The 18,355-nt window shown below is 69.3% G+C and carries 15 protein-coding genes and 1 pseudogene; 5 read left to right on the forward strand and 11 right to left on the reverse strand.

Going from position 1 to position 18,355, the window contains the following annotated elements:
* Positions 1–9 precede the first annotated feature (9 nt).
* A complete protein-coding gene (locus OG966_RS36460; protein WP_326654352.1) occupies positions 10–1,191 on the forward strand; it encodes a glycine C-acetyltransferase in 1,182 nt (393 codons plus the stop codon).
* Positions 1,192–1,213: 22 nt separating this feature from the next.
* Complete coding sequence (locus OG966_RS36465; RefSeq protein ID WP_326654353.1) at positions 1,214–2,128, forward strand: LysR family transcriptional regulator; 915 nt, start codon at positions 1,214–1,216, stop codon at positions 2,126–2,128.
* Positions 2,129–2,169: 41 nt separating this feature from the next.
* On the opposite strand, the gene OG966_RS36470 is transcribed toward OG966_RS36465, so the two are convergent.
* The 4 genes from OG966_RS36470 to OG966_RS36485 form a co-directional block, all read right to left on the reverse strand.
* Positions 2,170–2,676 carry an SRPBCC family protein gene (locus tag OG966_RS36470; protein WP_326654354.1) on the reverse strand — a complete coding sequence of 169 codons (507 nt, stop codon included), beginning with the start codon at positions 2,674–2,676 and terminating at the stop codon, positions 2,170–2,172.
* 52 nt (positions 2,677–2,728) lie between these two features.
* Positions 2,729–4,363: a sodium/solute symporter gene (locus OG966_RS36475; RefSeq protein WP_326654356.1), complete on the reverse strand. Its 1,635-nt coding sequence runs from the start codon at positions 4,361–4,363 to the stop codon at positions 2,729–2,731.
* Positions 4,360–4,743, reverse strand: coding sequence for a DUF485 domain-containing protein (locus OG966_RS36480; RefSeq protein WP_326654357.1), 384 nt, complete (start codon positions 4,741–4,743; stop codon positions 4,360–4,362). The genes OG966_RS36475 and OG966_RS36480 overlap by 4 nt, the downstream gene beginning before the upstream one ends.
* 446 nt (positions 4,744–5,189) lie before the next feature.
* On the reverse strand, positions 5,190–7,373 hold the full coding sequence (locus OG966_RS36485; protein ID WP_326655518.1) for an RICIN domain-containing protein: 2,184 nt from the start codon (positions 7,371–7,373) through the stop codon (positions 5,190–5,192).
* Between the two features lie 488 nt (positions 7,374–7,861).
* Between OG966_RS36485 and OG966_RS36490 the strand changes: the two are divergent.
* The 3 genes and pseudogenes from OG966_RS36490 to OG966_RS36500 all read left to right on the forward strand — a co-directional run bounded on the left by OG966_RS36490 (position 7,862) and on the right by OG966_RS36500 (position 10,335).
* Positions 7,862–8,627, forward strand: a pseudogene (locus tag OG966_RS36490) (ABC transporter substrate-binding protein).
* Positions 8,594–9,424 carry an amino acid ABC transporter permease gene (locus tag OG966_RS36495; RefSeq protein WP_326654358.1) on the forward strand — a complete coding sequence of 277 codons (831 nt, stop codon included), beginning with the start codon at positions 8,594–8,596 and terminating at the stop codon, positions 9,422–9,424. Before OG966_RS36490 ends, OG966_RS36495 begins: the two are co-directional and overlap by 34 nt.
* A gap of 5 nt (positions 9,425–9,429) precedes the next feature.
* Entirely contained in the window at positions 9,430–10,335 is a 906-nt protein-coding gene (locus tag OG966_RS36500; protein WP_326654359.1) for an amino acid ABC transporter ATP-binding protein, read from the forward strand.
* Between the two features lie 57 nt (positions 10,336–10,392).
* Here the strand turns inward: OG966_RS36500 and OG966_RS36505 are convergent, their stop codons facing one another.
* The 7 genes from OG966_RS36505 to OG966_RS36535 form a co-directional block, all read right to left on the reverse strand.
* Complete coding sequence (locus OG966_RS36505) at positions 10,393–11,124, reverse strand: tyrosine-protein phosphatase (RefSeq protein ID WP_326654360.1); 732 nt, start codon at positions 11,122–11,124, stop codon at positions 10,393–10,395.
* Positions 11,125–11,317: 193 nt separating this feature from the next.
* Entirely contained in the window at positions 11,318–13,063 is a 1,746-nt protein-coding gene (locus OG966_RS36510) for a transglycosylase domain-containing protein (RefSeq protein ID WP_326654361.1), read from the reverse strand.
* 388 nt (positions 13,064–13,451) lie between these two features.
* Positions 13,452–14,723: a sensor histidine kinase gene (locus OG966_RS36515; protein ID WP_326654362.1), complete on the reverse strand. Its 1,272-nt coding sequence runs from the start codon at positions 14,721–14,723 to the stop codon at positions 13,452–13,454.
* Between the two features lies 1 nt (position 14,724).
* Entirely contained in the window at positions 14,725–15,468 is a 744-nt protein-coding gene (gene cseB, locus OG966_RS36520) for a two-component system response regulator CseB (protein WP_326654364.1), read from the reverse strand.
* Positions 15,465–16,280 (reverse strand): hypothetical protein, encoded by an 816-nt coding sequence (locus OG966_RS36525; RefSeq protein WP_326654365.1) that lies wholly within the window; start codon positions 16,278–16,280, stop codon positions 15,465–15,467. The genes cseB and OG966_RS36525 overlap by 4 nt, the downstream gene beginning before the upstream one ends.
* 119 nt (positions 16,281–16,399) lie before the next feature.
* The gene (locus tag OG966_RS36530) at positions 16,400–17,299 is read right to left on the reverse strand and encodes a hypothetical protein (RefSeq protein WP_326654366.1); all 900 of its coding nucleotides are present in this window, start codon (positions 17,297–17,299) and stop codon (positions 16,400–16,402) included.
* The gene (locus OG966_RS36535) at positions 17,296–18,306 is read right to left on the reverse strand and encodes an SPFH domain-containing protein (RefSeq protein ID WP_326654367.1); all 1,011 of its coding nucleotides are present in this window, start codon (positions 18,304–18,306) and stop codon (positions 17,296–17,298) included. The genes OG966_RS36530 and OG966_RS36535 overlap by 4 nt, the downstream gene beginning before the upstream one ends.
* Positions 18,307–18,355 lie beyond the last annotated feature (49 nt).

Raw genomic sequence — 18,355 nt, forward strand, 5'->3', positions numbered from 1 at the left:
AGCCCCACCATGTACGCGTCCGTCCGCGACGATCTCCGTACCACCATCGACGAGATCCGCGCCGCCGGTCTCTACAAGCCCGAGCGCGTCATCGGCACCCCGCAGAGCGCCTCCGTGTCCGTCGCTACCGGTGACGTGCTCAACTTCTGCGCCAACAACTACCTCGGCCTCGCCGACCACCCCGAGGTCGTCGCCGCCGCCAAGCAAGCGCTGGACCGATGGGGCTATGGCATGGCCTCCGTCCGCTTCATCTGCGGCACCCAGGACGTTCACAAGGAGCTCGAGGCGCGCCTGTCCGCGTTTCTCGGCCAGGAGGACACGATCCTCTACTCCTCCTGCTTCGACGCCAACGGCGGTGTCTTCGAGACCATCCTCGGCCCCGAGGACACGGTGATCTCCGACGCCCTCAACCACGCCAGCATCATCGACGGCATCCGGCTCTCCAAGGCCCGCCGCCACCGCTACGCCAACCGCGACCTCGCCGACCTGGAGCAGCAGCTCAAGCAGACTCAGGACGCCCGCCGCCGCCTCATCGTCACCGACGGCGTCTTCTCCATGGACGGCTATGTCGCTCCGCTCGCCGAGATCTGCGACCTCGCCGACCGCTACGACGCGATGGTCATGGTCGACGATTCGCACGCCGTCGGTTTCGTGGGCCCCGGCGGCCGCGGCACCCCCGAGCTGCACGGTGTCATGGACCGCGTCGACATCATCACCGGCACCCTCGGCAAGGCGCTCGGCGGAGCGTCCGGCGGCTATGTCGCCGCCCGCGCCGAGATCGTCGCCCTGCTCCGCCAGCGCTCCCGCCCGTACCTCTTCTCCAACTCCCTCGCTCCGGTGATCGCCGCCGCCTCCCTCAAGGTCCTCGACCTGCTGGAGTCCGCCGGCGACCTGCGCGAGCGGCTGAACGCGAACACCGCCCTCTTCCGTACGAAGATGACCGAGGCGGGTTTCGACATCCTGCCCGGCGACCACGCCATCGCCCCCGTCATGATCGGCGACGCCGCAGAGGCCGGCCGGATGGCCGAACTCCTGCTGGAGCGCGGCGTGTACGTCATCGGCTTCTCGTACCCCGTCGTCCCGATGGGCCAGGCCCGGATCCGGGTCCAGCTCTCCGCCGCGCACTCCACCGAGGACGTGGAGCGTGCCGTCGCCGCCTTCATCGACGCACGCCAGGCGCTGAAGGGCTGACAGAGGCTGGCAAAATGGCCTGGTGATCGACCCCCGGCGGCTGCGTATCCTGCGGGCCGTGGCGGACCACCGAACGGTGACCGCCGCGGCTTCCGCGCTGTACCTCACTCCTTCGGCCGTCTCCCAGCAGCTCAACGCGCTCGAGCAGGAGACCGGCCACGCCCTGCTGATCCGCAGCGGCAGGGGCGTACGGCTGACAGCTGCGGGAGAGATCCTGCTGGCCCACACCCATGCCGTGCTCGCCCAGCTGGAGCGGGCCGAGGCGGAGCTCGCGGCCTACGCGGGCGGCGTGGCCGGTGAGGTCACCGTCGCCGCGTTCGCCACGGGCATCGCCGAGGTCGTCGCCCCGGCCATAGGGCGCCTCGCCGCGGACCACCCGGACATCCGGGTACGGGTGCGGGACGCGGAGGGCGACGAGAGCCTGCCACTGGTGCTCGACGGCGAGGCGGACCTGGCCGTCGCGGTGGAGTACCGGGGCGCCCCCGGCGAGGGTGATCGGCGGCTGGCCCGTGTCTCTCTGTACGCGGAGCCTTTCGACGCAGTCCTGCGTGCCGACCACCCTCTCGCCGCGGGCGAGCGTGTGGAGCTCGCCGAGCTCGCGGACAGCGACTGGATCGGCCCGTACCCCGGCAACCCCTGCCACGACATGGTGCTGCTCGCCTGCGAACTCGCCGGATTCCAGCCCCGTCTGGTGCACTCGTCGGACGACTTCCGGGCCGTTGTCGCGCTGGCCGGGGCCGGCGCGGGAGTGGCGCTGGTGCCGCGCTCGGCGCTGCGCGGGATGGAACACAAGGACACGGTCGTACGACCGGTGGCGGGCCCGGCCGCGACCCGCCGGGTGTTCGCCGCCGTACGCCGCGGAGCGGAGCTGCACCCGCTGTTCCGGCCGGTGCTGGACGCGCTGGCGAGCTCCGCGGCCGGGCTCTCCACCGGCTGAGGTCGAGCCCTCCCCCTGTCGGAGGAGGGCGACGATGCCGGTCAGCCGGCCGTTTGCTCCATCGCCGTCTTGAGATTGCGCAACGTGGTCCGGATGTTCCCGCGCTGGAAGTCGGCGAACCTCTGCCCGCGGGTCGCGGCCTTGTCGAACGCATGGGCCAGGAAGTCGGGCCAGGACCGCCGGTCGTCGGTCCATGTCTCCGTCACCAGGGTCCCGCCGTCGACCACCTCGAAGCGGTACTCCCAGGAGGCGATGCGGCCGGGCACCACCGGCCGGCGCTTGCCTATGGCGTGCACCCGGAAGGCGAACCGCTCAGCGGGATCGGCCGCGGTCACTGTGCACCGGGTCGTCCAGCGCAGGGCTCCTCGCTTGTTGGAACCGTCGAAGACCATACCCACGTACGCCTGCTCACCGTCGTCGCGTACCGTCGCGCCGCAGTTCTCGGGACTCCACCGGCCCATCAGCGACGGATTGCTGACCTGCCGGTAGATCGTCGACGCGTCGGCGTCGATGACGATGCTGTCCGAAACTGTGAAAGTGCGTGCCATGGGTACGACTCCGATTCTTGGGCGCGCGACGCTGTCGCGCTGTCACCGGTGATCATCCACGGGGCGGTGCGGCGTCGGCCAGGGGTGCGGCGTCGGCAAGGATGGAAGCCTCGACCGCGTCGTAGTCGTACTCCGGCAGGCCGCCGCGCCTCGTGCTGTTGCGGGTGAGCACGGTGCCGAGCCAGCCGGCGAGGAATCCGACCGGGATGGAGACGAGGCCCGTGGTGGTGTACGGGAACCAGGTGAAGTCGTCGTCCGGGAAGATGGCTTGGGGGGACCCGGAGACGAGTGTGGTGCCGGTGATGAAAACTACGACGCTCAGCGCGCCGGCGATGAGTGTGCTCAGCAGCCCGCTGCGGTTGTACTGCCGCCAGAAGAGGCTGTAGACGAGCGCGGGTGCGACCGCCGAGGCGCCCAGGCAGAAGGACAGGGTGACCATCGCCTGCAGATTCACATGCCGTGAGCCCGCCGCGAAGAAGATCGCGGCAAGACCGACTGCCGCGGCCGTCGAGCGGGCGATCGTCATCTCGGTGCTGCCATGCAGCGCCCGCTTGCGCAGCAGACCGTGTGTGATGAGGTCGTGGGCGAGCGTGTTGGCACAGGCGAGCGTGATGCCGGCGACGGAGGCCAGCAGCGTCAGGAAGATCGCGGTGGCCATCGCCGTGAACAGCAGCGTCTCGAAGGTGGACACCTCGGTGCCCATGATGGCCTGGCTGACCAGCAGGACCGAGGTCTTGCCCTGCGGATCGGCGGCCGTGATGCCCTCGTGGCCGACGATCGCGGCGGCTCCGAAGCCGATCACTGCGCTGAGCACACACATGATGACGACAGTGGAGACTGCCCAGGACATGGAACGCCGCACGGCGGGCGCGCTGCGGGAGCTGAACATACGCATCGTGATGTGCGGCAGGCACGCAGCGCCGAGGACGACGGTCAGCTGGGCGCTGATCATGTCGAGTCCGTCGCCGCCGAACTGGAGCCCGGGTGCGAGATACCCGTCGCCCGCACCGCTTCCGCGTGCCGCGGCGTCCAGCAGAGAGGGGATGCTGAAGTCGAAGCGGTTCAGGATGAGCGAGGCGATGGCGATCGCCGCGGCGAACAGCACCACGGTCTTGACGATCTGGATGAAGGCGGTGCCCTTCATACCGCCGATGGCCGCGTAGATGATCATCAGCAGGCCGAGAATCACGATGGAGATGGTCTTGAAACCGGCAGAGTCCATGCCAAGGACGAAGGCCAGCAGATCGCCGGCGCCCGCAAGCTGGAAGATCAGCAGCGGGAAGAGTGCGGTGAGCGTGACGAGGCACGCGGTGATGCGGACGGCAGGACTCGGGGCGCGGCGGGTGAGTACGTCGCCCATGGTGAACCGGCCCGCGTTACGCAGGGGTTCGGCCAGCAGGAACATCAGCAGCACCAGGGAGAGCGCGGTGCTGAGTGCGAGGACGAGACCGTCCTGGCCCACCAGCGAGATGACGCCGATGGTGCCCAGCACGCTCGCGGCGGAGATGTAGTCGCCGGCGATGGCGAGGCCACTCTGCATGGGGGTCAGGGAGCGGTAGCCGGTGTAGAACTCGTCCAGGTCCTCGCGGTCGGGCCCGGTCATCACGCACAGCAGCAGGGTCACTGTGGTCACCGCGATGAACGCGACGAAGGACATGGTCTGGGCATCGGAGCCGAATCCGCTCATCGGCGTGCTCCCTCGGTGGTCGGGTCGGCCTGGAGACGTACGGCTTCGGCGAGCGGGTCGACTCGTCGGCGCGCGGACTTCTCGTACGCGGCGACGGCTACGAGGGTCACCGGGAGCTGGATCAGGCCGAGCATGAGGGCGATGGTGAGACCACCGGTGATCTTGGTGGTCATCAGCCCCGGCAGATACGCGGAGAGCAGGAGGAACACCACGAAGTACCCGAGGGCGGTCAGGCTCGCCACACGGCGCAGCCGCTGGTACGCGGCGCTCAGTGCGCGTATCTCGCGGCGGGGGTCGGTGGGCGGGGGTGGCGCCTGCCAGGAGTGGTGGGGTTGTCCTGGCTGCTCAGGGTATGAGGGCGGGGGAGGGTAGTACGACATCGCGGTGTGCCTTCGCGGACGGCTGGGCAGGGCATGGCGGGGGATGGGGCGGTTACGTTACTGACGGGTAGCGGCCGCCGGAGCATTGTTGCATGAACTGTCTGGTCGGTCAGTTGCTTCAACGGCTACGGCCCTTACCTCGGGACGCGGCGCCGGGTCGGCGCCCGCGCCGTGGCGGAGAGCGAGGACTACGCCACGGCGCAGGGCTTCGTCGCCGCGGGCCCCGGGCATCAGCCTGATGCCTCTCATCGGACTGGGAAACCGGACTGGGAAACCGGCACCCCGGTGTCGTCGTACGCAAGGTCCGCGGTCCCGAGCCGGTCCGCGGTATCTACGCGGCAGTACGGGAGACCTCCCTTCCTCAGCCCGCGCTGCACGGGCTGATCGAGGCACTCAAGGACGCGGCCGGGAAAGTGGAGCGGTTGCCCCGTCAGCTGTGTGCGGGGTCAGGGATGACTGACGAGATTGGCCACATTGCTCGATGAGTTGGAAGGACCACCGCGCCCGTTGATGACATGGCGGATCGTCCCGGTACCACCGAGTGAGACGGTCACCATGCTCTGGAAGCGCACATTCGGGTTGTCGGGGACCTCGAAGGCGTGCTCGGCGGTCACACTCGGATTCGCGTTGAAGAAGCAGTAGCTTCCGAGTCCGAACGCCTGGTGGCTGGTGACCGAGTCGGCGACCTTGTACGCGGCATAGCCCTGGGTGGAGCCGTTCATCCAGGAGGCCTGGTTGGGCGGGTCGTACGGCATCTCGTTCTGGTAGAAGTACGTGCGCCCGCCGTTGCCGTTCCAGATCGTCTGGTGCTTCTGGTAGTGCTCCACGAACAGCCCGTACATGGTCACGTTGTCGCCGTTGACGACAAGGCCGGTGTCCGCCGTATTGCTGTTCCAGCCGATGCCGGTGCCGTGGTCACCGCGCCAGATCCACATATGGTCGCCGATCACGTGGTCGCTGTTGACCACCAGGCTGGTGGTCGCCTTGCCCACCGCGGCGCCGCCCACCCGGAAGAAGACGTCGTGCAGGGATGTCGGGTCGGCCGAGTGACCGGCCGACGAGCCGGCCGGGCCGACCTCCATCAGGGTCCGTGAGTTGGTCGTACCGGCGTCGAAGAGGATGCCGGCCACCTTGACTCCGTCGACGTCCGCGACCGTCATCGCCGTGACGCCGTTGTCCGGCACGAAGGTGGCGAGGCCGAGCCCCAGGATCACGGTATCGGGGCGGGTCACCCGCAGAGTCTCGTTCAGATGGTAGACGCCCGGGGTGACCAGCAGGTTCTTCCCCTCGGCCAGTGCGGCGTTGATCTGCGCGGCGGTCGCGCCGGCCTTCACGACGAAGAACTGGTCCATGCCGAGTGAGGTGCCGGCGGCGTTGCCCCCGGCCCATGTGGTGGCCGAGGAGTCGGCCCGCAGGGACGGTATGAACACCTTGTAGGCGCCTGCGTTGTCCACATACAGGAAGGGCTTCTCGCGGACCGTCGGGCTCTGGTTCACGGTCGTGTAGGGCGGGCTGGGGAAGCTCGTGGCCGGAACGCCCTGGCTGCCGACGAAGACCATGTTCCAGTTGGCGCCGGTCCAACTGCCGAGCTGGGAGTTGCGAGTCAGCCACTGCTGCTGCGTACCGGACCGCACCTGCCCGTCGATCTTGGTGTCCGCCATGAAGCCGCCGCTTGCCCAACCGCCGTCGTCCAGCGCGAGATTGCCGCGGACGTGCATGCGCCGGTACGGAGCCGCCTGGGACACCGCCCATCGGTCAGTGCCGCCCGCCGGGTTCACCGAGAGGTTCTCGGCACCGCGCCAGAAGTTCTGGGTGGCGTTCTGCGGCGGGAACCAGTCCGCCTCGACATGCACCGCGCCGTTGATCGTCACGGAGTCGGGCGACTGACCGAGGCCCAGGACCTGGGTGTAGAAGCCGACGTTGACGTCATTGCTGTAGGTGCCCGGCTTGAACATGACCGCGTAGCGCTGGGAACCGAACTGGTTGGTCTCCTGCTGCTGGAAGATCGAGTCGAGCCGGTTCTGGATGGTCGAGCTCGGCATCGACGGGTCGAAGACGACCACGTTCGGACCGAGGTCGACGTCACCGGGCGCGGTGGTGACGGGTGCGACCTGGAACCGCTGGGCCGCCGTGCCGTTGCAGGTGTACTGCACGAGCTGGACGCTGTCCGCCGTTGAGGCGGAGGGGACGTCCAGGCACTTGCCGCTGTTGCGGTTGACGAAGTGGTATGCGCCGCCGCCCTCGTCCACGGCCTGCCACTGCTGGTTGCCACCGCCGCCGTAGGCCCACAGGTGCACCGCGGCGTTGTCGGCGGTGGACACGTCGCTCACATCCACGACCTGGTTGGCGTCGTTGCGATTGCCGATCCGCACAAAGCCGTCGCTGGTTGCGGTGAAACTCCACTGTTGAGCGGTGGAGTTGTTGCAGGCGTACTGCTGCACGGCGGTGCCGTTCACGGTCGCGGCCGAGCGCGCGTCCAGGCACTTGCCGCTGCCGCTGTTGACCACCGTGGCCCAGCCGGAGGGCAGCGCGGCGGCAGTGGCGGCCGCCCGCAGTGGGGTGGCCGCCTGGGTGGTCGGGACGGCAGCCAGCACCGAACCGGCCGAGGCCACGACGATGCAGGCGGCCATGAGGGGCCGGGTGTGGCGGGCGCGGGTGAAGCTGTGGCGCCCCGCTCCGGGCGTTCGCTGCGATCTGAGCACGGTTTCTCCTGTGCCGATGAGCCGGTGGGAGGGCTCGGTAGGGGGTTGGGTCCGCTGTTCGCCGGGAAGGGAGCCTGTCATGCATATGACAGATCAGGGGAGGTGCAGAGGGATGCGCCGACCGAGGTGGGGGTACTTAGTTCACTACGTGATTTAAGAAGTGAACTAACGGCCTGTCAAGGTCTTGGTATGGACCACAGGCTCTCTTGTCCGCCAGACCGCGCTGACCAGGTCCGTGTCGTGGACGGCTCCGTCACGTCATGGACCCGGTGCCTTACGATCTCGACGGGTGGCTCCCCGTTCTGTCCGCCGCCCACCCGCTCCGTTGGAGGTCAGCAGTGTTGTGGTCGGTCGGTGCTCGTCGCACTCGCACTACCCGCCGGGCTCGCGTCACCGTAGGTGTTGTCGCGGCCGGGATGTTCCTTGCCGTCGGCTGTTCCTCCGGCGATGACGGCCCCGGTGTGGCGGCGGGCGGCGTACCCGTGGTCCACAAGGGCAAGCTGACCACCTGCACTCACCTGCCCTATCCGCCGTTCCAGTTCGAGCGGAACGGCAAGGTCGTCGGCTTTGATGTGGCCCTGATCGATCTGGCCGCCAAGAATCTGAAGGTCGAGCAGAAGATCCTCGACACACCGTTCGAGAACTTCAAGACCGGTGCCTTCCTCAACTCCGGCGAGTGCGACCTGGCAGCCGCCGGTATGACGATCACCCCTGAGCGCAAGAAGAACGTCGACTTCTCCATGCCGTACTTCGACGCCACGCAAGCGCTGCTGGCGACGAAGAAGAGCGGAGTGACGTCGCTCGCCGACGTCAAGGCCAAGCACAAAAAGCTCGGCGCCCAGGCGGAGACGACCGGCGAGAGTTACGAAGAAGCAAGGTTTCAACGCGGTGGCGTTCGAGAGTTCGGACGCGGTGCTCAACGGGCTGCGCACCGGTCAGGTCGACGCCGTCATCATCGATTACCCGGTCGTCCAGGCCTGGCTGAAGGACAAGGCGAACGCGGCCGAATTCGTCCTCGGTCAGAACATCGAGACCGGTGAGCAGTACGGCTTCTCGGTGAAGAAGGGCAACACCAAGCTGCTGGCGGCGATCAACAAGGCGATCACGGACGCCCGGGCCGACGGCACGTACGACAAGCTGTACAAGCAGTGGATCGGCCCGCTGCCCAAGGCCACGCCGTGACCTCTCGGCTGACCCGGCGGCAGCGGCGCCGCGTCTGGCAGGGCGTCCAGTACGCGGTGTTCGTGGCGGTCCTCGTCCTGATCGGCGTTCTGGCCGACTGGGGCCGGCTGCAGAACCAGTTCGCGCAGAAGGACCTCGCCAAAGAGCTGTTCCCGGCCATCATCACCACGGCGCTGCGCAACACCGTGGTATACACGCTGTCCGGGTTTATCTTCGGACTGGTGCTGGGCCTGATCATCGCGCTGATGCGGTTGTCGTCGGTGGCTCCGTACCGCTGGGTCGCGAGCATTTACATCGAGCTGTTCCGCGGCCTGCCCGCTCTGCTGATCTTCATCTTCGTCGGTGTGGCGGTGCCGCTGGCGTTCCCCGGAACGCAGATCCCCGGCGGCGTGTACGGGAAGGTTGCGCTCGGTCTTGGCCTGGTGGCCGCGGCCTATATGGCAGAAACGATTCGGGCGGGTATTCAGGCCGTGCCCAAGGGGCAGATGGAGGCGGCCCGTTCGCTGGGCTTCTCCAAGGCCCGGGCGATGGTGTCGGTGATCATCCCGCAGGCGTTCCGGATCGTGATTCCACCGCTGACGAACGAGCTGGTACTGCTCTTCAAGGACTCGTCCCTCGTACTGTTCCTCGGCGTGACGCTGGAGGAGCGCGAGTTGACCAAATTCGGCCGCGATCTGGCGAGTGAGACCGCGAACTCGACGCCGATCCTGGTGGCGGGGCTGTGCTACCTGCTGGTGACGATTCCGTTGAGCTTCGTGGTGCGTCGCCTCGAGGCTCGTGCCGAGAAGGCCAGGTGAGGACGATGTCACAGAAGGCGGAGACGGTGGAGAGCATGGGGGCCGACGGGCCGGAGATCGAGATCCGGGGCCTGCACAAGTCGTTCGGCGACAACGAGGTGCTGCGGGGCATCGACCTCGACATCGCGCGCGGCGAGGTTGTCTGTGTCATCGGGCCGTCCGGGTCGGGGAAGTCCACGCTGCTGCGTTGTGTGAATCTGCTGGAGGAACCCACCGCGGGCCAGGTCTTCGTCGGCGGCACGGAAGTCACCGACCTCGACGTCGACATCGACGCGGTACGCCGCCGTATCGGCATGGTCTTCCAGCAGTTCAACCTCTTCCCGCATGTGAACGTGACCGAGAACCTCACGTTGCCGCAGCGCCGCGTACTGCGCCGGGACAAGACGCGCGCGGCGGCGGTGGCCCGGGAGAACCTGGAGCGCGTCGGGCTGTCCGACAAGGCCGACGCCTACCCCGCGCAGCTTTCCGGAGGGCAGCAGCAACGGGTGGCGATCGCGCGGGCGCTGGTCATGAACCCTGAGGTGATGCTCTTCGACGAGCCGACCTCGGCGCTCGATCCCGAGCTGGTGGGGGAGGTGCTGGCGGTGATGCGGCTGCTGGCCGCGGAGGGCATGACCATGATGGTCGTCACCCATGAGATGAGCTTCGCCCGGGAGGTCGCCGACCGGGTAGTGTTCATGGACGGTGGCGTGATCGTCGAACAGGGCCCGGCCGCACAGGTGGTGGGCGCTCCGCAGCATGAGCGGACCAGGAACTTCCTGAACCGCATTCTGGACCCGGCCGCCACGGAGGGGCCGGGCGCGGATCCGGCGCCGTCCGAGACGGACAAGGACACGGCGAAGGACAAGGACACGGACGCGGACAGGGACGCGGAGACCGGGAAGCCCGGCGCGGACCGGCGGAACAGCTGACCGCACCGGGCTCCTGAACCCGGGGTCCGGGTTCACCCTGCACCCCGGCCTGCGGGCTCAGTCGTCCAGGAGCCGGGCGCGCAGTTGCGCGATGAGTCTGTCGTCGGCACCGAGGTGCCGGACGGCGTAGTCGTGCACGGATCCATACGTGGTGGCCAGGTCGGCCAGGAAGAGACGCATGATCTCTTCCGGTGCTCGCCCGTAGCCCGGCCACGTCAGGGTCCGCTCGGGGTTGGCGGCCCGCCAGTCGGCGATCAGCCGCTCCGTGGCCAGTTCGGTGAGCGCGAAGTCCGCGGCGATATCGTCCTCGGGCACCCCGGCAAGGGCGAGGACCAAGGCGGCCAGCAGTCCCGTGCGGTCCTTGCCGGAAGCGCAGTGGAACACCAGCGGGCCGCTGGTGTTCGACGCGATGACCTCGAGCGCCTGACGCAGCTCCTTGGCGCCGTCGAGGGCGACTTCCGCGTACCGGTCGGCGAGGAAGCGCCAGGGGTCGACGGCGGGGTCGATGGCTGCCTGGTCGTAGGGGCGGTGTTCCACGCTGAGGTTGACATAGCTGAGCCCCTCGCGGTGGGGCACCCGGCCCCGCGCCTCGATCTCCCACGGGTAGCGCAGGTCGATCACCGTGCTCACCTTGAGGGCGAGGAAGCGGTCGAGGTCGGCGCCGTCGAGCTTGGCCAGGGAGTCGGACCGGTAGAGCCGGCCCCACCGCACAGTGCGGCCGTCGGCGGTGGTGTAGCCCCCCAGATCCCGGAAGTTGTGCAGCCGCTCGAACGCTATGTGTCTGCTCATTCGCGTCACTGTACGGTCCTGCCGGCTTCCGGCGCCCCGGACTTGTCCGGCCCCGACGCCACTCCGAGCACGCCGGAGGTCAGCGGAGACTGGACCGCTTCCTCTCCGTTCCGGAGCCTCGGACCAGCGTGTTCTGATCTGACCGGTGCTGGTGAGCGGTGCCTGGTTGCGGGTGTGGTTGCGTACGTGTGGGTCAGGGGTGCGGACTGCTGCCCGCTGCCTCGTCACCGCTCCCGCCCCCGTACTCCGGCCCGGAAGCGGCCGGGGGCTGCCCGCCCAGCGACTGTTCGGTGTAAAGGTTCCAGATTACGGCGGGGCGGCCGTCTCCTATGTGCCGCAGCCTGACCTGCTTTGTGGTCTTGGCGTCCTCGCCGAAGAGGGCGACGGCGGTGACGAGTTCGGGGGTGGCACCGATGAACCACTCGGCCTTCCTGTCGTCGGTCGGGCCCGAGGCCGCTGCGACGCTCTGCTTGGTCCTGCCCACCACCGCCGGTCCGACGCCGCCGCGGTCGCGGTCGCGGCGCGAGAAGGCCAGGTCGGAGGTGACCAGATCCGCGGTCCCGGGGTCGATCGCCTGGCCGCCCACCGCACCCGGCAGCTCGGTGCGCTCCTCGCCGCGCTGCGCCGACTTCACGATCGACGGGGTTACCTTCTTGCCCTGGTGGTGGAAGGAGGCGTAGACACCGGCCATTTCCAGTGGGCTGACGCCCATCAGACCCAGCTCCGTGGCGCGCGGTGCCGTGAAGCCGTCGGCGTCCGGGCCGATACCGAGGTCCGCGGCGGTCTGCCTGATCTGCTTGAGGTCGCTCTCACCCTGATTCTGCCTCTTGGCCTCCATCACCGCGGCGTAGGCGACCGGTTCGAAGGTGGCGCCTGCCTGGTAGTCGGAGCGGGTCGCGTTGCTCAGGTAGTGCTTCATGTAGTCGCGGCCGCCGTAGAGCGCCACGATGTGGCCGGTACGCGGATCCACCGAAACCGCTCCCGCCTGCCTGTTCGGGTCGTGTGCCGGTGCGCCGGACGGCGCCTCCCGGTCGCTGTCGGTGTCGCTGTCTCCAGAGCGGACCGCCTGTTCCAGGGCCCGCTGTTTGTCCGGTTCGATGTTGAGGGTGATCCGCCAGCCGCCGCCTGCCAGTTCCTGCTCGCTGATGCCCGAGGCCATCAGTTCCCGCCGGGCGGCGTCCACCAGGTAGCCGGCCTGCCCGGAGAGTCCCGCGCCGGGCTGGGGGGCCAGCGGCACGGGAAAGAGCATCCGCTGCCGTTCGTTCTTGTCGAGCCAGCCCTCTCCGACCATGTTGTCGAGCACATAGGCCCAGCGCTGCTGGACCAGCCGTTTGGCCTCGGGGGCGGCGATGGCCCAGTCGTACTGGCTGGGTGCCTGCAGCAGCGCGGCGAGGTAGGCGCCCTGCTCGACGGTGAGGTCTTCGACCTCCTTGCCGTAGTACGCGCGGGCGGCGGCCTGGATGCCGTAGGCGAGCCGGCCGTAGTAGCTGCTGTTCAGATACCCGGCGAGGATGTCGTCCTTGGAGTTGCTCCGGTCCACCTTCAGGGAGATGACCAGTTCCTTCAACTTGCGGGTGACGGTCTGTTCCTGGCTGAGGTAATAGTTCTTGACGTACTGCTGGGTGATGGTCGAACCGCCCTGTGTGCCCTGTCCCGTCAGCGTGTTGACCATGCCACGGGCGGTGCCGGTCAGCGAGACGCCGGAGTCGCTGTAGAAGTCCTTGTTCTCTGCCGCGACGAACGCGTACCGCACGTCCTTCGGCACTCGGCCGAGCGGAACCGTCTCCCGGTTGATCTCCCCGGTCCGGGCGAGACGGCTGCCGTCGCTGTACAGAAAGACATTGCTCTGCGCCTTCGCCAGATCGTTGGCCCGCGGGATGTCGATGGCGTAGTAGAGAACGGTGAACGCGCCGGTCACCAGAGCGCACAGGACGATCACGCAGGCGAGTGCCTTCCGCCAGGTGACGAAGCGGCGAAAGCCCTTCTGCTTTTCCGGCCTTCGTCGAGGCCCGGACGTCCCGCGTCCGGAGGTCCCGCGTCCCGACGTCCCGCGCCCGGACGTCCCGCGCCCGGATTTCCCGCGACGTAGCAGGCCGCCGCGTTTCCGGCCGCCGGTTTCCGCCGCATCTCTCGGCGCGCCGTCCGTACCGGCCTCACGGGCCGTACCTGCCCAGCTCGCTGTCAGCTGATCCGCGGTCCGGTCGGGACTGTGCCTGATACGCATGGGCGCCATCCTCGGCGCCGAAGATCTTTGTCAACCGGAAGGAAGACATCGGCTGGGACGCGGAGTTGTATCGGCTGTGTATCGGTCCCGGACCCGGCGCCGGTCATGTATCCGCCTCCGTCTCCGGCCCGCACTCGGTTTCCTCGCCGGGGCCGGGGAGGTGGAGTACGGCGACGGCGCCGCCGGCAGCTGCGTTGCTGAACGTGAGGACGGCACCGATCACTTCGGCCTGCCCGAGTGCGATGGTCAGCCCCAGTCCGTGACCGGTTCCGCGGGCGCGCGCGCCGGTGCGGAAGCGCTGCGGCCCGTCTCTGAGCATGGTGTCCGGATAGCCGGGGCCGAGGTCCTCGACGGTGACTGTCCGGCCGTCCGCCGTGACCCTGACGGTGACCGGAGGACGGCCGTGCCGGTGCGCGTTGACGATCAGATTGGTGAGGATGCGCTCCAGCCGCCGCGCGTCGGTCCACACCTTCGCCGACCCAACCGCCGCCGACGTCCCCTCGGTGACGAGGTGTACGGACAGTCCGGCCCGGGCGACGATCTCCTCGACGAGGGCTCCGACGGGGCAGGGCGAGAGATCCGCCTGTTCCGCTCCTGCGTCCAGCCGGGAGATCTCCAGCAGTTCCTCGACCAGCGCGGCCAGTACCCGTACACGGTCGCGTACATAGCCGGCCGCCTCGCCCTCGGGGAGCAGTTCGGCGGCGGTGACCAGGCCCATGAGCGGGGTGCGCAGTTCATGGGCGACGTCGGCGGTGAAACGCTGCTCACCGCGCAGCCGTTCCTGCAGAGCGGCGGCCATCGTGTCCACGGCGGCGGAGATCTCGGCGATCTCGTCACGCGGCCGGGTTGCGGCGCGGATCCTCGCATCGAGGTCCCCGGCCGCGATACGCCGGGCGGTGCCTGCGGCGGTGCGCAGCCGGCGGCTCATCCTTCCGGCGGTCAGTACGCCGAGCGGCAGCACCACCGCGGTGGTGATCACACTGGCCCAGGCAATGCTGGTATCAAGGGCGCTGATGTCCCGCATGGTGGTGCTCATGTCGACGCGTACGGACAGCACTCGGCCACCGGCCGGGCGGGCGGCCCACATGGCGGGCCCGTCCTGTGCCGTGGTGAACTCCGTTCCCCGGCGGCCCTTCGCGACCAGTCCCCGCAAGTCGCCGGGCAGGCCGGGCGCGTCGAGTGCGGCACCTGTGCCCTGCACCGCTCCGGTGCGGGCGTAGGTGACGGCCGCCCGGTCGAGGGTGGTACGGGCGCTGTCGCGGGCCTGGGAGAGTTCACGGTCGCGTGAGGCGTGATGGACCAGTACACCGACGGCTGCGGTGACGGCGCAGATGGCCGCGGCGACCAGGGCGGCGATCCGCCATCGCAGTGCCATGTCAGCGTCGCAGTTTGTAGCCGAAGCCGCGGACCGTTTCGATCCGTTCGGCGCCGATCTTCGCCCGCAGGCGCTGTACATGGAGGTCGACCACGCGGGTGTCGCCGTGCCAGGCGTGGTCCCAGACCCGGCTGAGCAGCGTACGGCGCTCCAGGACAACTCCTGGCGATGCCGCGAATTCGAGGAGCATCCGCAGCTCGGTCGGGGTCAGGGCGAGCGCCTGCCCCGCGCGCGACACCTCCATCCCGCGGGTGTCGATGGTCAGATCCCCGAAGACCAGCGTGCTCGTGCCGTCCGTGCGCTCGTGGCCAGGGCCGGCGGGCGGGGTGAAGGAGGCGCGGCGCAGCAGTGAGCGGATCCGCGCGACGAGAACGGCGCTCTCGCAGGGCTTGACGACATAGTCGTCGGCGCCCGCCTCCAGCCCTGACACGACGTCGAGTGTGTCACCGCGGGCGGACATCATCAGGATCGGTGCGAGGCTCAGTTCGCGGATTCTGCGGCACAGCCCGATCCCGTCGAGTTCGGGCAGCATCACATCGAGCAGCAGCAGGTCCGGGCGCCTTTCCCGGAATATCTCCAGGCCGGTGAGGCCGTCGCCCGCGGTGGAGACGGTGAAGCCGTAGCGCTCCAGCAGCATGCGCAGGGTGTTGCGGATCACCTCGTCGTCCTCTACGAGCAGCAGATGCGCCTCGGCCGCGGAGCCGGTCGGAACGAAGGAGGGTGTCGTCGGCGGTATCGGGGTCATCGGGGTGTCCTCGTCTGCGGGCTCGTGGTCTGCAGGCTCATGGACGAATCCGAATTTGAACCCGAATCTGTGCCCGTGTCCGAACCAGTGCCCGTGCCCGTGCCCGTGTCCGAACCAGTGCCCGTGGCTGGGGCCCGGCCCGGGGCCGTTGCCGCCGGGTCGCCGGCCCGGTCCTGCGGGACGCCCGCCGTCATCACCGCGCCGTTCCACCGGTATCGGGTGGTGAACCTGCCGTCGTCGCCGGTCGACGCGAGCACCAGGTCGTGGCCGAACGTTTCGCCGGTGAGCCCCAGCGGCCCCCAGCTGATGAGCACAGGCCGCACCGTGCCGCCCAGGGTCCAGTAGACCTGAATCAGTGTCAGCCCGGCCGACTCCTCGTCCAGCGCTACCACCAGCTCGTCCCGGCCGTCCCCGGTCAGGTCCCGGTAGACGGGGTTGCGCAGACCGCAGCGGGAGCCGGGGCAGTCCTTCATCGCGGCCCGTACCAACTGCGGCGCATTGGGGTCCTTCTCCAGCAGCTCCTTCACCGCCACCTTCCTGAGCCCGCCCGCGGGCACGGTGATGCCGTCGACGGCCAGGTACCGCTTGTACGGGGGGCTGGTCTCGCCTGCCGCGGGCGGGGACGGTGGGGCGTACTGCGGCCACAGCGGTTGCGCGCTGATGGGCGGCGAGAGGCTGGGCGCCACGCCTCCGTCCCGTGCGCCGGTCTCCGACGCGCAGCCGGCGACCCCGGACAGGGCCGCACCGGCGACGAGGGCGGCGAGGAAGGGCCGCCTGCGGTGAAGGGGGCCGGTGTGGGGGAAGCGACGCATAGGCACAACAGCGTACCGGCGGTTGTACGAGGGGGTGGTGCGGGCTCGTCACCGCCGAGGGGAGCCGGCCGCGGTCCTGTGCCTTCGGCCGACGCGGCCGGGTGCGCCGCCCAGTGGGGTCAGTCGATCAGCCGAAGTGCGGTGCCCGCGATGCCGAAGCGGACCGTCTGGCCCCAGGTGAGCTCCAGCGCGTCGGTCTCGATCCCGTCGCCGAACGCGACCAGCCGGTCCGACTCGACCGTCAGCCGGAGCCGTTCCGCGGGTGCCAGTACCCCTTCCACGAGTGAGGTGCCGGTGGCGGGCGACGGCCAGGCCTCCCGTACGAACCAGATCAGTTGAGGGTCGGCGGGTCCGGGCAGCGGCAGGCCACTGCCGCGTTGCTGCCACACGGAGCGCAGCCAGCCGGTGGAGCCGGTGCCGGTGCCGACCAGGACTCCGGAGGAGGCCTGGGGTTCGGTGCGGACGGCTTCCGCGCCGGTGCTCAGCCGGTAGCGGGCGGTCTGGTGGCCGGGCGGGCCGAGGTAGATCTCGTTGAGGGCGAGCAGCCGCTGGGTGTCGTCGGCGACCGCCTCCACCATGGTGAGTTCGTCGACGGCGCCTGTGCCGGAGGCGGCCGCCGGGAGCAGTTTGACCGCGTCGGCCGCCCGATGGCGTACCAGCACACCCGGGTTGCGGCCGGGATCGGTATCGATCCCCACCACCGGCTGACCGGACAGATACTTGGCGGTGTTGGCCACCAGACCGTCCTGGCCCACCACGACCACCACGTCTTCGGGGCCGAAGAGAAAGCGGTCGAGGTCCGTGCGTTCCACCCGGGTCTGCCGCCATGCCAGCGGCACCGCCGCCGCCACATCGGCGAGCGCCCGCCGCGCACGGTGATGCCGCTCGGTCACCGCCTGGATGCTCCGGCCGCGCGAGGAGAGGAAGAAGTCGGCCTGGCCATGGGTGCCGTGCCGGGCGAGCAACTCCTCGTACTCGGTGGCGCGGTGCACCAGCACCGCCCGTGGCGCGAGACTCATCTCTGCTCCCCGTCGGCCCGGCCGAGCTTGGCCAGCAGGCCGGTGAGGACATCGGGGGAGAGGGTGAGGCTGTCGATGCGCGGCAGGTTCTCGGCGGCACGGGTCGCGGCCAGCGCGTGCAGAGTGGCGGCGTCCACCTCGCCGTGCACCCGTAGCCAGGCGGCCTGTGCCTGAGCCCGCGCCTGCCCGACCTCGCGTGCCGCCTCGGCCTCGGCCTTGGCCAGCCGTACCGTGCGCGCGGCCTCAGCCTCGGCCCTTACGGCGTCCGCCGCGGCGTTCTCCTCGGCCTCGCGGCGGGCGTTGGTGCCGTGCTGCTCGACCAACTGCTCCTCACGGCGGGCCAGTTCGATCCGGCTCGCCAGTTCGTTCTCGGCGATCGCGCGTTCACGCTCCACGGCGACGGCCCGGCGCTCGTACGTCGCCCGGTCCGACTCCTGCTGGATCTGTTCGCGCGCGGGGGTGCGCAGCGCCCGCTCCACCTCCGGTTCGGGACGGAGAGCGACCACGCGTACGGCGACTACGGTGATGCCGGTGGCGGGCAGCCGGGGCTCCGCGGCCAGACCGTCGGTGATCCGCTCGAGGACCGCCGCGACGCCGTCGACAAGGGCTGCCGCCAGCGGCGTACGCGCCAGGACGTCCAGCGCGTGCTGCTGCGCGGTCTCGGTGAGCAGGGTGGACAGCTGCTCCAGCGGGGCGCCACGCCAGACGCCGGTGTCCGGGTCGATCGAGAAGTCCAGCCGGGCGGCGGCGGTGGCCGGTTCGCTGATCCGGTAGGTCACCGTCGCCTGCACGGTGACGTCCTGGAAGTCGGAGGTGCGGGCGTGGAACGCCATGGCCAGTTCCCGGTCGTCGACCGGGATTTCGGAGAGCGCGGCGGTCAGCGCACGGAACCAGAAGCTCAGCCCCGGCCCGTCGTGTACGAGCCGCCCGCGCCGGAAGTGGCGCACATGGGCGGTGGGTGCGGTACGGAGATGGCGCCATCCCAGGCGCCTGATGATGTCGGCCATGAAAGCCTCCCTCTTTTTCGTCAGTCAGACGATATGAGGCAGGGGTCGT

Origin of the sequence: Streptomyces sp. NBC_01750 (assembly GCF_035918095.1) — a bacterium.
Taxonomy (GTDB): domain Bacteria; phylum Actinomycetota; class Actinomycetes; order Streptomycetales; family Streptomycetaceae; genus Streptomyces.